A 13353-nucleotide genomic window follows, 5' to 3' on the forward strand; every position below is an offset into this window, starting at 1 on the left:
CGGTCGAGCCGGCCTACCACAAGCTCGGCTGGCACGTCTCCGACACCCACGGCCTGACCTTCGAGAACTGCCGGGTCCCCGTGACGAATCTCCTCGGCAACGAGGGCGAGGGCTTCAAGCAGTTCCTCAAGACCCTCGACGACGGGCGCATCGCCATCTCCGCCCTCGCCGTCGGCCTCGCGCAGGCCTGCCTCGAGGCTGCGACCGACTACTCGAAGACCCGGATGGCCTTCGGCAAGCCGATCGCGGTCAACCAGGGCGTCTCCTTCCAGATCGCCGACCTCGCCGTGAGTGTGGAGGCGGCCCGGCTGCTCACCTACAAGGCGGCCTGGCTCAAGGACGAGCTGCACGAGGGGCGGCGGAGCGTCAAGGAGGTCAAGCACGCCGCGGCGATCGCGAAGCTGTATTCGACGGAGGCTGCCGTGACCGGCACCCGCATCGCGACGCAGATCTTCGGCGGCAACGGCTTCATGGAGGAGTACCCCGTCGCCCGCTTCTACCGCGACGCGAAGATCCTCGAGATCGGCGAGGGCACGTCCGAGGTGCAACGCATGGTGATCGCCCGCGGTCTCGGCCTGCCCCAGGCGTGATGGGACGATCGTCGTATGCCGCCCACTGACCTGCCCGTGACCGGTCCCTTCGCGTCCGACTCCCTGGGCGACGACCCCCGCGTCGCCGACGTCCGCGCTCGCCTCAACGCGGCCTACGCCGCCTCGGCCAGCGCTCCGGAGAAGGCGCAGGCCAAGCTGGACGCGCAGGGCAAGATCTACGTCCGCGACCGGATCGCCCTCCTCTTCGACGAGGGCTCCTTCGTCGAGGACGGCCGCTTCGCCAACGCTCTCCAACCGGGGCTTCCGGCCGACGGCGTCGTCACGGGCCGAGGCACGGTCGACGGCCGGCCCGCGATCGTCATCGCGAACGACCCGACGGTCAAGGCCGGCTCCTGGGGCGCGCGCACCGTCGAGAAGATCGTCCGTGCGACGGAGATGGCGCTGCGTGAGGAGCTGCCGGTCTTCTGGTTCGTCGACTCGGCCGGCGCCCGGATCACCGACCAGGTGGAGATGTTCCCGGGCCGGCGAGGGGCGGGGCGGATCTTCCACAACCAGGTGGCCCTCTCCGGCAAGGTGCCGCAGATCTGTTGTCTCTTCGGTCCCTCCGCGGCCGGGGGTGCCTACATCCCCAGCTTCTGCGACGTCATCGTCATGGTCGAAGGCAACGCGTCGATGTACCTCGGCAGCCCCCGGATGGCCGAGATGGTCGTGGGGGAGAAGGTCTCGCTCGAGGAGATGGGCGGGGCGCGCATGCACTGCACCGTGTCCGGGGTCGGGGACCTGCTCGCCCAGGACGACGTCGAGGCGATCGAGCTGGCCAAGCTGTACTTCTCCTACGTGCCCGGCTGCTGGCGGGACCAGCCCCCGACGTACCACCCGGAGGAGCCGTCCGCGCCGCTGAGCAAGCACACCGTGCCCGAGCGCGAGTCGGTCCCGTTCGACATCCACGACGTCATCGAGGGGCTTGTCGACGAGGACTCGTTCTTCGAGCTCAAGCCGCTCTGGGCCGGAGAACTCGTCATCGGCTTCGGCCGCATGGAGGGCGAGACGGTCGGCATCGTCGCCAACAACTCCATCGTCAAGGGCGGCGTCCTGTTCACCGACAGCGCCGACAAGGCCGCCCGCTTCATCTGGCTCTGCGACGCCTTCAACATCCCCCTGCTCTACCTCGCCGACGTGCCGGGCTTCATGATCGGCTCGGAGGTCGAGCGCGGCGGCATCATCCGCCACGGCGCGAAGATGGTCAGCGCTGTCTCCTCCGCGACGGTCCCGCAGTTCTGCGTCGTCGTGCGCAAGGCGTACGGCGCGGGGCTCTACGCCATGGGCGGGCCGGGCTTCGGGCCGGACGCGACCATTGCCCTGCCGACCGCGCGCATCGCCGTCATGGGCCCGGAAGCCGCGGTCAACGCCGTTTATGCCAACAAGATCGCACAGGTCGAGCAGGATGAGGGCCCCGAGGCCCGCGATGCCTTCGTCGCCGCGCGGAGGGCCGAGTACGAGGAGGACGTCGACATCGAGCGGCTCGCGGCTGATCTCGTCCTGGACTCGATCATCGAGGCGGACGAGTTGCGAGCCGACCTGATCCGCCGCCTGTCCTATGCTGCCCGGCGTGACCGTCACTTCAGCGAACGACGCCGCGCCGTCCCACCGGTCTGAGCCCCGGCTGGCCGAGCGCCTCGAGCGGGTCGATCGCGACGCCGAGGCGGGATCGCCCTGGTGGCGCCGCTTCGGGTTCTGGTTCCCGGTCGCGGTCTACGCCGTCTCGCGGATCTACGTCCTCGTCGCAGGCATCCTGCTCGCCAAGGGCCAGATCGCCCTGCCCATCGGCCTCGAGCGGATTCGCGTCTCCTACCCGCTGCCGGCAGACCCCGGTTACCTCGCGGCGATGACGAACTGGGACGGGCAGTGGTATCGCGTCATCGCCGAGGAGGGCTACCCACGGGTCCTGCCCCGAGTCGGGCACGGTGCCGTCGACATGAACCCGTGGGCCTTCTTCCCCGTGTTCCCGCTGATGGCCGGCGGCATCATGAAGATGACCGGCCTGCCCTTCGTCGTCGTCGGACCGGTGCTCTCGACGCTCGTCGGCTTCGTCGCGATGTACCTGCTCTTCAAGCTCGTCGATGAGGCGGTCGGCAGGTGGGAGGCCATCGTCGCGGTCGTCGCCACCTGCTTCTACATCGCATCGCCGGTGTTCTCGGCCGCCTACACCGAGTCCTTCGCGTTGCTCATCGTCGTGACGATCCTCCTGCTGCTCCGGGCGAGGCGATACTGGTGGGTCGCTGTGGCTCTCGTCGTCCTGTCCCTGACTCGCAACGTCGTCATCGCCATGGTGCCGGTCATCGTGGCCCATGCCGTCGTGCGGTGGCGGCAGGGCGACGAGGGGGCCAACCCGGTCCGGCTCCGGTGGGGCCTGGCCGTCCTCGCCGCCTGGGCCGGTGTGCTCACCCTGCTGTGGCCGACGGTCGTCTCGGTCGTCACCCAGACCCCGGACGCCTACAACCAGACGATGCTCGCGTGGAACATCCAGACCAAGGTCAAGCTCTACATGTGGTGGAACCTGCTCTACGCCTACTGGGGCGTCATCGGGCAGGTGCTCGGCGTGCTCGCCGTCGCCGCCTTCACGTGGTTCATGCTCTCCCGGCACTCGTGGCGCTGGGGACCGGAGATCTGGGGCTGGGCGGGTGCTTATCCCGGCTACATCCTGCTCGTCACGAGCACGACTCCGAGCCGGGTCCGTTACGCCCTGCTCGCTTTCCCGATGACCCTCATCATCGCCTGGTTCCTCAAGCTGCCGTGGTGGAGGCGATGGCGCTACTGGCTCCTTGGGGGCATCGTCATCGCGGGCGCCATCCAGATGTGGTGGTGGCTGGAGCACTACCTCATCATCAAGAACCTCACGGACGACCTCTACCCCTGACATCGGCCCGGGGCCACCCAACCAAGCCGCCCTTCAGGGTGCTCGGGGGATGCTCGAGGGCGCAAGCCCGCTAGGGTCCTGAGCTCCCGAGGCTGGCGACCTCGAACCAGCCGACCCCGGCGTCGGCGAGCAGCTCGCGCAGCAGGGGCAGGGACAGCCCGACGACGTTGTGGTGGTCGCCCTCGATCCCCGCGACGAACGGTCCGCCGAGCCCGTCGATGGTGAAGGCCCCGGCGACCTGGAGCGGCTCGCCGGTCGCGACGTAGGCGTCGATCTCCTCGTCCGTGAGGTGGGCGAAATGGACGGTCGTCGATGCCGTCGCGCCGATCGTCGCCCCACCCGAGTCGCGATCGTCGACGAGCCAGTGGCCCGTGTGCAGGATCCCCGACCGACCTCGCATCCGGCGCCACCGGGCCACCGCCTCGGCTGCATCAGCGGGCTTGCCGTGGATCTCGCCATCGAGCTCGAGGACCGAGTCACACCCGAGGACGAGCGCCGGCGACTCGTTGCGACTCGCGACATCCTCGGCCTTCGCCCGTGCGAGCAGCAGGGCGACGTCGACCGGTCCGAGCGGGCCGTAGCGGTCGAGGGCCTCTGCCAGGACGAGGTCCTCGTCGACCTCGCTCACGAGGACCGTCGGCTCCACGCCTGCCCCCCGGAGCGTCTTCAGCCGCGCCGGCGATGCGGAACCCAGCACGAGCGGGACCGGACTGTCGGACGGGAGTGGGCTCAGCGGCATACGACGGAAGATACGGCACGGCCCGCGGACGGCGCCGCCCCGACGAGGGGAGCGGCGCCGTCATGGCGAGCTGCTCAGTCCGGCAGCACCGCTGCCCGTAGCGTGTCGAGACCGACGCCGCCGATGTCGAGCGCCCGACGGTGGAAGGCCTTGAGGTCGAAGGCGGGTCCCTCACGCCGCTTCACCTCGTCGCGCAGCTGGAGCCACAGGCGCTCGCCGATCTTGTAGGACGGCGCCTGGCCCGGCCACCCGAGGTAGCGGTTGAGCTCGAAGCGCAGTGTCTTCTCGTCCATGAAGCCGTAGCGCAGCAGGTAGGCCCACGCCTTGTCGTAGTCCCACGCTCCGCCGCCCACCTCCTCGGGTGCCTCGAACCCGCAGTGCACACCGATGTCGATGACCACGCGCGCCGCCCGAAGCGACTGTCCCCCAAGCCAACCCATGCGATTGCCCGGGTCGTCCATGTAACCGAGCTCCGCCATGAGGCGCTCGGCGTAGAGCGCCCAGCCCTCGGCGTGACCCGACGTGAACGACTGGAGGCGGCGCCACTTGTTGAGCAGCCCGGAGCGGTAGACCGTCTGCGCAATCTGCAGGTGGTGGCCCGGGACCCCCTCGTGGTAGACGGTCGTCAGCTCGTTCCACGTCTTGAACTCGGTCTTGCCCTTGGGCACCGACCACCACATCCGGCCCGGCCGGCTGAAGTCGTCGCTGGGCCCGGTGTAGTAGATGCCGCCGGTCTGGGTCGGCGCGATGAGGCACTCGATCCGCTGAGCCGGCTCGGGGATGTCGAAGTGGACGTCCTTGAGGTTGCTGATCACCTCGTCGGCGCGCTCCTGCATCCAGGCCTTGAGGGCATCGGTGCCCTGGAGCTGGTACTTCGGGTCGGCGTCGAGGATCTCGGTGCCGCGCTCGACGCTCGCGCCGGGCTCGAGGCCCTCGGCGATCTCCTTCATCTGGGCGTGCAGGCTCGCGACCTCCTGCTGACCCCACGCGTAGGTCTCCTCGAGGTCGACGGCAGAGCCGAGGAAGTAGCGCGACTCGAGGGCGTAGCGCTCCCGCCCGCACGCGTCGTCCTCCGGGGCATGGGGCAGCAGCTCACGCTCGAGCCAGTCGGCCATCTCGCCGTATGCCGCTGACGCCGCCTTCGCTGCCTCCGCGAGCTGGTCCCTGACGTCGCCCTCGAGCGGTCCGTCCGGCGTCTTCGCACCCGCGACGACGGTGCTGAAGTAGGCGTCGTCGGTCGTCAGGTCACGCGACTGCTCCGCACAGGCGACGATCTGGCGACGCGGGGACACGAGTCCGCGCTCGCGGGCAGCCAGCAGGGACTGCCGGTAGCCCTCGAGTGCCTGCGGGATGCGGGACATCCGGACGGCGAAGGTGCGCCAGTGCGCCTCGGAGTCCTGGGGCATGAGGTCGAACACGTCACGGACCTCCTGGAGAGGGGAGGCCAGCACGTTGAGCGACATCACGTCGAGCCCGGCGGCGTGCCGCTCCTCGGCGAGCTCGAGCCGGTCGGTCATGGCTGCGATGGTGACTCGGTCGACGTCGTCCGCCGGGGTGGCAGTGGCGAGCTCGGCGAGGGTCGCGCGGCGCAGGTCGCTGTGTGCCGCGAGGCCTGCAGGAGAGAGGTCGTCGAGCTCCTCCTCGCGGCCGGGCACGCCGAGGTAGGTGGCTTCGATGGGGCTCAGGGCGACCATGGCATCGAAGTAGCTCTCGGCGATGCGGTCGACCTCGCTCTGGGGGCGCGTCGGGGGCGCTGGGGTGGGTGGCGTCGTGGTGTCTGTCACCGACCGAACGTATCCCACCTCGCCCGGGAGGCGGCACCGGATATCCGGCCGGTGCGGCGGACCCTAGTCGTCCTTGGAATCGTCCTTCGGGGGCCGCTTCTTGTCGCCGTCCTTGCCCTCGTCGGTGTCGCCACCGTCGCCGCCAGAGACGACGAGGACGACCACGCCGTCACTGGCCGGCTCCCCGGCCGCGGGCCAGTGCCCGATGACGGTTCCCGGCTTGAACGGTGAGGCGATGGGTGCGGTGCCCACGCGCAGACCCTCCTCGCGAAGGACCTTGGTCGCATCCTTCGTCTCGGCACCGACGAGTCCGTCGGGCACCTCGATGGTCTCGACGCCATCGGGCAGCTGTCCCCGACTCACGACGATGACCGCCGTCTGCCCGCGCTCCATGGCTTCGCCCGGGCGGGGGAACGTGCCGATGACCGAGCCCTCGGGTGCGCCCGAGCGGACCAGGGCCCACCGCACGTTGAGGCCACGATCGATCAGCTCGTCGACGACGTCGGCCCGCTCGCGGCCCACCGCGTCGCGGGGCATGGCGGGTCCCTCGGGCGTGGTCGGCTCCTCGGGGGGCGGCTCGACCTCGGTCGTCGAGGAGGAGGGGGGTGCGACCGGCGGTGCGGGGTCGTCGTCCTCGCGGGTCAGCCCCAAGGTCACCGCCGACGCGACGAGGGCAGTCAGGAGGGTAGCGACGACCCAGGTGAGGCGGGAGTGGCCGGGCGCGCGGTCCCGCGAGGCGGCCGCTTCCCGTCGCGTCGTCGCCGCCTGTGCACGGTGCTCGCGTGGCTCGGACGGTCCGTCGGTCCTGATCGTGCTCATGGCGTCGGGCAGAACGCTCGTGGCGGCATTCGGCGCTGGTGCGGAACCGGCCAGGACGTGCGTCTGCCCCGGCGCGGAGGCCCCGGCTGGAAGAACCGTCGTGGGCCGACCCTGGGCCGGCGCAGCCGCCGCCACCTGCCGCAGCGCAGTCGCCATCGTGGCGGCATCCGGGAAGCGGTCGCGCGGGTCGAGCGCCGTGGCGCGGACGACGACCTCGTCCATCGCGAAGGAGACGTCGGCAACGACCGTGCTCGGCCGTGGGACCTCGCCCTCGAGATGACGCAGCGCCACGGTCACGGGCGAGTCCCCGTCGAACGGGACGCGGCCCGTGAGCATCTGGAAGAGCAGCACCCCGACGGAGTAGAGGTCGGAGGCCGGGCTCGCCGGCTCGCCACGGACCATCTCGGGGGAGACGTACTGGGCGGTGCCCATGATGGTGCCGGTCTGCGTCAGCGAGGAGCCCCCCAGGGCGCGGGCGATCCCGAAGTCGGTGACCTTGACGGTGCCCTCCGGCGTGACGATGACGTTGCTCGGCTTGACATCGCGGTGGACGAAGCCGGCCTCATGTGCGGCGCCGAGGGCATCGCACACCTGGGCGGTGATCCGGGCGGCCTCCTCCGTGGGGAACCGGCCGCGCTGAGCGAGCAGCTTCGAGAGGTCCTGGCCCTCGACGAGCTCCATGACGATGAAGTGGGTCTCGCCGTCCTGGCCGTAGTCGAGGAGGCGCGCCACGGAGGGGTGGGTGAGGCGCGCAGACATCAGCGCCTCCCGCCGAAACCGTTCGACGAAGTCGCCGGATCCCGCGAGCTCCTCGCGGAGCAGCTTGACGGCAACCCGCCGGTGGAGGCGCTCGTCCATCGCGACATGGACTTCGCCCATTCCGCCGGCAGCAATCCGGGACTCGAGCTGGTAGCGCCCTGCGAGCATCACGACGTCTTCACCGGTTGGACTGACACAGGGAAAGAGGCTAGACCACTAGGGCACCCGAAGGGAGACGAGGACCAGGCCTCGACCCTGAGTCGACGGGCCCGACAGCCCACAGGTGGGGCTGCCGGACACCGGCCTGCGTGCTGCCAGGCAGCTTCCACACCCGCTCGCTGGGCATCCGAACGTGACCTGCTCGGTGACGAGGCGGCCGAGCCGGACGAGGTGGGCGACAGCCCCCTCGACGACGTCACCGGACAGTCCCGTCGCCCGTTCCACCTCCGGGAGCGATGAGGCCCCCCGTCGGACGGCCTCCAGCACCGCCGAGAGCGGACGGGTCGGACGGGTCCCACGGGTCACGTCTGAGGCCGTCATGTGAGCAGCCGCCCCACCTGGAAGACGGTCACGGCCAGCAGCCAGGCGACCGACAGCTGAACGCCCATGCCGAGCGCGGTCCACCGCACCCCGATCTCCCGGGTCTGGGCGGCGAGGGTCGCGACGCAAGGTGTGTAGGCCAGGACGAAGACGAGGAAGGCCAGAACCGCCGGAATCGAATGGCCACCGGACGAGTGCGCGAAGGCGTCCCGCAGCTCCTGCGCGAGCCGCCCGGGCTCGGAGCCGCGCCCAGGTTCGGCCGACGCGTACGTCTGGGCCCAGGAGGAGACCACGGCTTCCTTCGCGACGAGGCCGACCATGAGGGCACCCGTGGTCTGCCACTCACCGAAGCCGGCGGGCGCGAAGACCGGGGAGAACGATTCGGCGGTCGCGGCGTACAGGCTGTCGGCCGGGGGGACCTCGGCGAAGCTCGCGTCGCCGCGCACGGGGACCGACTGGAGCACCCAGACCACGGTCACGGCCGCCACGATGATGCCCCCCGCCGTTCGGAGGAATCCCTTGACCCGAAGCCAGCTCACCATGCCCACGACGCGGACGGTGGGGCGCTGGTAGGGCGGCAGGTCGATCATCAGTGGCTCGCCACCCATGGTGCGCCACAAGGTCGCCCGCATCCCCAGGCCGACGAGGACGACCAGCAGGATCGAGACGACGTACATGCCGAAGACGACCAGGCCCGCGTGGTCGGGTACGAACGTCGTCGCGACGAGGACGTAGACCGTGAGTCGCGCGCTGCACGAGGTGAACGGCACGAGCAACGCTGTGAGGATGCGATGCCGGGCGTCGGGCAGGGCCCTCGTGGCGCTGATCGCCGGCACGTTGCAGCCGAAGCCGACGACGAGGGGCAGGAAGGCCCTGCCGGGCAGACCGATGAGCCGCATCATCCGGTCGGTGACGACCGCGGCACGGGCCATGTAGCCGGAGTCCTCGAGGACGGACAGCAGGACGAACATGAGGCTCATGACCGGCAGGAAGGTCAGCAGCATCCCCACCCCGGCGACCAGTCCGTCGACGACCAGGCCCTGCACTGGAGTGTCCCCCAGCCCGAGTCCCCCCAGCATCGCCGACGCGCCCGTCGTGACAGGCCCGGAGAAGAGGGAGTCGAGGGCGCTCTGCAGCGGAGCCGCCACCCTCGTCGTCAGCTGGAAGACGACGAACATCGTCGCGAGGAAGATGACCGGGCCGAGTCCGGGGGCGGTGACCCAGCGATCGATCCGGTCGCTCCAGGTCGACCGTCGGACGCCGTATCCCTGGAGCCGAACGGCAGCGAGGTCGACGGCGGCAGCGACCCACGCGAATCGTTCGTCGGCGAGGGCGAGGTCATCGGAGGTGTCGGCGTCGAGCAGCCGAGGGGTGGGGAGCGGCGATCCGAGGGCCACCTCGACCTCCCGTGCCAGCTCGTCGACTCCGTGTCGTCTGCGTGGGTCCACGACGACGACGGGGACGCCGAGGTCCTCGGCCAGCCGGCCTGCATCGACGTGGACACCGCGTCTGGAGGCCAGGTCGGTCATGGTCAGCGCCACGACGAGCCGCAGGGGGTACTCGCGGAGCTGCGCGACGATGTAGAGGCTGCGCGAGAGGTGCGCTGCGTCGGCCACGACGACGACGACGTCGGGACGATCCTCCGGCGGCACGTCCACGAGCAGACGGCGCGTGAGCTCCTCGTCCGGCGAGGCGGGATCGAGGCTGTAGGCCCCGGGAAGGTCGACGAGGGAGACTTCGAGGGCCCCGTCGCCGTGGCCGAGGACCCAGGCGCCCCGGCCGACCTCCACCGTCGTGCCCGACCAGTTGCCCACCGAACGGCGAGCGCCGGTCAGCGCGTTGAACACCGTCGACTTGCCCACGTTCGGCGCGCCGACGAGCGCGATCTCGGGCGAGCCGAGCACGGCGTGGGCGCTCGCGCCGTCCGCGTGGCAGGGGCACGTGGTGGCGTTCGGGGAGGGTGGCACCGCGGGCGCTCCCGCTCCGTGGCGCGTCATCTGCGGTGGCCGTCGTCGGGCGCGGGGACAACTGGCAGGCGCAGCAGGGTGGCCCGGTCGAGGGCGATCCGCGTGTCGCCCACGGCAACGATGCGACCACCACCTGCGGTGTGGTTCCTGAGCAGGACCTTCGTGCCGGCTCGCAGGCCGAGCTCGGCGAGCCGGCGGGTCCTCGCGGCATCCAGGCGTGGGACACCCATGACGACGCACCGGCCGGCCGGCTGCCCGGCCAGGGTGTCTGCGTCGTCGTACATGGACAAACGATACCCCCGGGGGTAATGGTCGAGTCCAGTCCGGAGTGCGTGCCCCCCGGACCTCCGGAGGATGCTGGGAGGCAACGGGTCGGTGCCGCGAGTGCCGGCCGGCTGGTGCTGGACTAGCGCGGGAGTGCCGAGGTGCGCCAACCGCCGCGCCGGGCCGAGGGGCCGACGAGGCGCCAGGCCGGGTCGGACCAGGCGGAGCGGCGGGCCGGCGGTGGCTCTCCCGGGCCCCCACCGACGCCCGAGAGCACGGCCACGAGGGCGGCGATCTCCTCGGGGTTGGGATGACCCCGCAGGACGCGAACGCGAGCGGGGCTCGCCTCGCTCGCACGACCCTCTGGTCCGCCCGAACCAGGTCCGTTCGTCGCGGTGTGCGCAGTCACAGCGGGATGTTCCCGTGCTTCTTGGGCGGCAGGGTCTCCCGCTTGGACCGGAGGGCACGCAGTGCCCGCGTGACGTTCATGCGGGTGTTCGACGGAGAGATCACCGTGTCGATGTAGCCGCGCTCGGCCGCGACGTACGGGTTCGCCAAGGTCTCCTCGTAGTGCGTGATGAGCTCCCGGCGCGTGGCCTCGACGTCGCCACCCTCGGCGGCGACGGCGGCGAGCTCCTTGCGGTAGAGGATGTTGACTGCGCCCTGCGCGCCCATGACGGCGATCTGGCCGGTCGGCCACGAGAGGTTGATGTCGGCGCCGAGGTGCTTGGAGCCCATGACGTCGTAGGCGCCGCCGTAGGCCTTCCGGGTGATGACCGTGATCTTCGGGACAGTCGCCTCGGCATAGGCATAGATGAGCTTCGCGCCGCGCCGGATGATGCCGTCCCACTCCTGGGACGTGCCGGGCAGGAAGCCGGGCACGTCGACGAAGGTCAGCACCGGCACGTTGAAGCAGTCGCAGGTGCGCACGAAGCGGGCCGCCTTCTCCGACGCGTCGATGTCGAGCGTCCCGGCGAACTGCATCGGCTGGTTGGCGACGACCCCGACGGACATCCCGTCGATCCGTGCGAAGCCCGTGATGATGTTGGGTGCGAAGAGCGGCTGCACCTCCAAGAAGTCAGGGCCGTCGTCCCCGGCATCGACAATGTGCTCGATGACCTGGTGCATGTCGTAGGGCACGTTGGGGGAGTCCGGGATGCACGTGTCGAGCCACCGGTCCTCGTCGGTCACGGCCAGGTCGGCCTCACCCTCGCCGTAGGACGGCGGGGTCTCGAGGTTGTTGCTCGGCAGGTAGGACAGCAGCGCCTTGACGTAGTCGATGGCGTCCTGCTCGTCGCTGCCCATGTAGTGCGCAACACCGGACTTCGTGTTGTGCGTCTTCGCGCCGCCAAGCTCCTCGAAGCCGACGTCCTCACCTGTGACCGTCTTGATGACGTCCGGGCCGGTGATGAACATGTGGCTGGTCTGGTCGACCATCACGGTGAAGTCGGTGATGGCGGGGGAGTACACCGCGCCGCCCGCGCACGGGCCCATGACGAGGCTGATCTGCGGGATGACGCCCGATGCGCGCACGTTGCGGAAGAAGATCTCGCCGTAGAGCCCGAGCGAGACCACGCCCTCCTGGATCCGTGCGCCCCCCGAGTCGTTGAGGCCGATGACGGGGCAGCCGATCTTCATCGCGAAGTCCATGACCTTGACGATCTTCTCGCCGAAGACCTCGCCGAGCGAGCCGCCGAAGACGGTGAAGTCCTGCGCGAACACGGCCACCTGGCGCCCGTCGATCATCCCGTAACCGGTGACGACGCCGTCGCCGTACGGCCGGTTCTTCTCCTGGCCGAACTGGGTGGACCGGTGCCGGGCGTACTTGTCCATCTCGATGAAGGTGCCCTCGTCGAGGAGCATCTCGATCCGCTCGCGAGCCGTCTTCTTCCCCCGCGCGTGCTGCTTCTCGACGGCCCGCTCCGACCCCGCGTGCGCCACCTCGGCGACCCGGCGCTTGAGGTCAGCGAGCTTGCCGGCCGTCGTCGAGAGGTCGATGGTCTGCTCTGCCTGAGCGGGGGCCTGCTCCGATGCCATGGCGGCACTCTAGCCTTGCAAGAGTGCGCGAACCGCTCGACCTCGACCTCATCCGTGCGGCATTGGTCACGTCCGGCCAGCCCTGGCAGTCGGTGGAGTACCACCCCTCCCTCGGGTCGACCAACAGCCGTGCCACCGAGATCGTCAGGTCGTATGCCGTCACGTCCGGGGCCACGCCCCCCGGGGCCCTCGACGTGGGGTATGCCGCTGGGCTGGGTCCCGATGGGACGCCCCTCTGGCGCGTCGTCCTCACCGACGACCAGACGGGTGGTCGGGGGCGCCTGGGCAGGTCCTGGGAGGTGCCGCCGCAGGCGTCGATCGCGGTCACCGCAGTCGTGCCGGCTCCGGAACCGGCCGCCATGGGCTGGGTTCCGCTCCTCGCCGGGGTCGCCCTGGCCCGCGCGATCACGACGGTGACCCGGCGCGCCGGAGCGGCCGTCGAGCCGCGGCTCAAGTGGCCGAACGACGTGCTCGTCCCCAGTGACGGGGGCCGCAAGGTCGGTGGCATCCTCTGCGAGTTCGTCCCGTGGGACGAGGGGCGGCGAGCCGTCGTCGTCGGGACCGGCGTCAACGTGGACCAGGACCGCGAGGAGCTGCCTGTCGAGTCGGCGACCTCGTTGCGGGTCGCCGGCGCAGCCGTCCGTCGCGAGGACCTCATCGTCGCCTATCTCACGGAGCTGGCCGCGGTCCTGCGCGAACCATCGGCGCGGGACGAGTACCGGACCTGGTGCGCCACGATCGGTTCGCACGTCCGGGTGCACCTTCCCGCCGGCGGCACCGCTGAGGGCACCGCCCTGCGCGTCGACGACTCCGGCGCCCTGGTCCTCGGGGTCGGCGGAGGCGAGCAGAGCTTCTCGGCCGGGGACGTGGTCCATGTGCGGCCGGGCAGCAGGTCGGCTGGCATGATCGGGCCATGACCGAGGCAGGTGGTTTCGCAGGCGTTGGCGACGCCGCCCGCGACGCTGAGGTCGACGCT

General features: G+C 70.5%; 11 protein-coding genes. 4 read left to right on the forward strand and 7 right to left on the reverse strand.

Annotation, left to right across the window (positions count from 1 at the left end; all coding sequences use genetic code 11):
* The 3 genes from LOY02_RS08360 to LOY02_RS08370 form a co-directional block, all read left to right on the forward strand.
* On the forward strand, positions 1–590 hold a 590-nt coding region (locus tag LOY02_RS08360; protein ID WP_317181887.1), incomplete at its 5' end, for an acyl-CoA dehydrogenase family protein.
* Between the two features lie 15 nt (positions 591–605).
* Positions 606–2207, forward strand: a complete 1602-nt coding sequence (locus LOY02_RS08365) for an acyl-CoA carboxylase subunit beta (protein WP_317181888.1) — start codon at positions 606–608, stop codon at positions 2205–2207.
* Complete coding sequence (locus LOY02_RS08370) at positions 2161–3468, forward strand: hypothetical protein (protein ID WP_317181889.1); 1308 nt, start codon at positions 2161–2163, stop codon at positions 3466–3468. The genes LOY02_RS08365 and LOY02_RS08370 overlap by 47 nt, the downstream gene beginning before the upstream one ends.
* A gap of 70 nt (positions 3469–3538) precedes the next feature.
* Here LOY02_RS08370 and LOY02_RS08375 read toward each other — a convergent pair whose 3' ends face one another.
* The 7 genes from LOY02_RS08375 to LOY02_RS08405 all read right to left on the reverse strand — a co-directional run bounded on the left by LOY02_RS08375 (position 3539) and on the right by LOY02_RS08405 (position 12377).
* Positions 3539–4207, reverse strand: a complete 669-nt coding sequence (locus tag LOY02_RS08375) for a nucleoside triphosphate pyrophosphatase (RefSeq protein WP_317181890.1) — start codon at positions 4205–4207, stop codon at positions 3539–3541.
* 74 nt (positions 4208–4281) lie between these two features.
* Positions 4282–5991 carry a DUF885 domain-containing protein gene (locus LOY02_RS08380; RefSeq protein WP_317181891.1) on the reverse strand — a complete coding sequence of 570 codons (1710 nt, stop codon included), beginning with the start codon at positions 5989–5991 and terminating at the stop codon, positions 4282–4284.
* A gap of 63 nt (positions 5992–6054) precedes the next feature.
* Positions 6055–7737: a protein kinase domain-containing protein gene (locus LOY02_RS08385; RefSeq protein ID WP_317181911.1), complete on the reverse strand. Its 1683-nt coding sequence runs from the start codon at positions 7735–7737 to the stop codon at positions 6055–6057.
* Positions 7738–8105: 368 nt separating this feature from the next.
* Positions 8106–10076, reverse strand: a complete 1971-nt coding sequence (gene feoB, locus LOY02_RS08390; protein WP_317181892.1) for a ferrous iron transporter B — start codon at positions 10074–10076, stop codon at positions 8106–8108.
* A gap of 26 nt (positions 10077–10102) precedes the next feature.
* Positions 10103–10360: a FeoA family protein gene (locus tag LOY02_RS08395; protein ID WP_317181893.1), complete on the reverse strand. Its 258-nt coding sequence runs from the start codon at positions 10358–10360 to the stop codon at positions 10103–10105.
* 122 nt (positions 10361–10482) lie between these two features.
* Positions 10483–10749 (reverse strand): acyl-CoA carboxylase subunit epsilon, encoded by a 267-nt coding sequence (locus tag LOY02_RS08400; RefSeq protein WP_317181894.1) that lies wholly within the window; start codon positions 10747–10749, stop codon positions 10483–10485.
* Positions 10746–12377 (reverse strand): acyl-CoA carboxylase subunit beta, encoded by a 1632-nt coding sequence (locus LOY02_RS08405; protein WP_317181895.1) that lies wholly within the window; start codon positions 12375–12377, stop codon positions 10746–10748. Before LOY02_RS08405 ends, LOY02_RS08400 begins: the two co-directional genes overlap by 4 nt.
* 23 nt (positions 12378–12400) lie before the next feature.
* Here LOY02_RS08405 and LOY02_RS08410 point away from each other — a divergent pair, with 23 nt between their 5' ends.
* Positions 12401–13294, forward strand: a complete 894-nt coding sequence (locus LOY02_RS08410) for a biotin--[acetyl-CoA-carboxylase] ligase (RefSeq protein ID WP_317181896.1) — start codon at positions 12401–12403, stop codon at positions 13292–13294.
* Positions 13295–13353 lie beyond the last annotated feature (59 nt).

Origin of the sequence: Intrasporangium sp., from assembly GCF_032907665.1 — a bacterium.
Lineage (GTDB): Bacteria > Actinomycetota > Actinomycetes > Actinomycetales > Dermatophilaceae > Intrasporangium.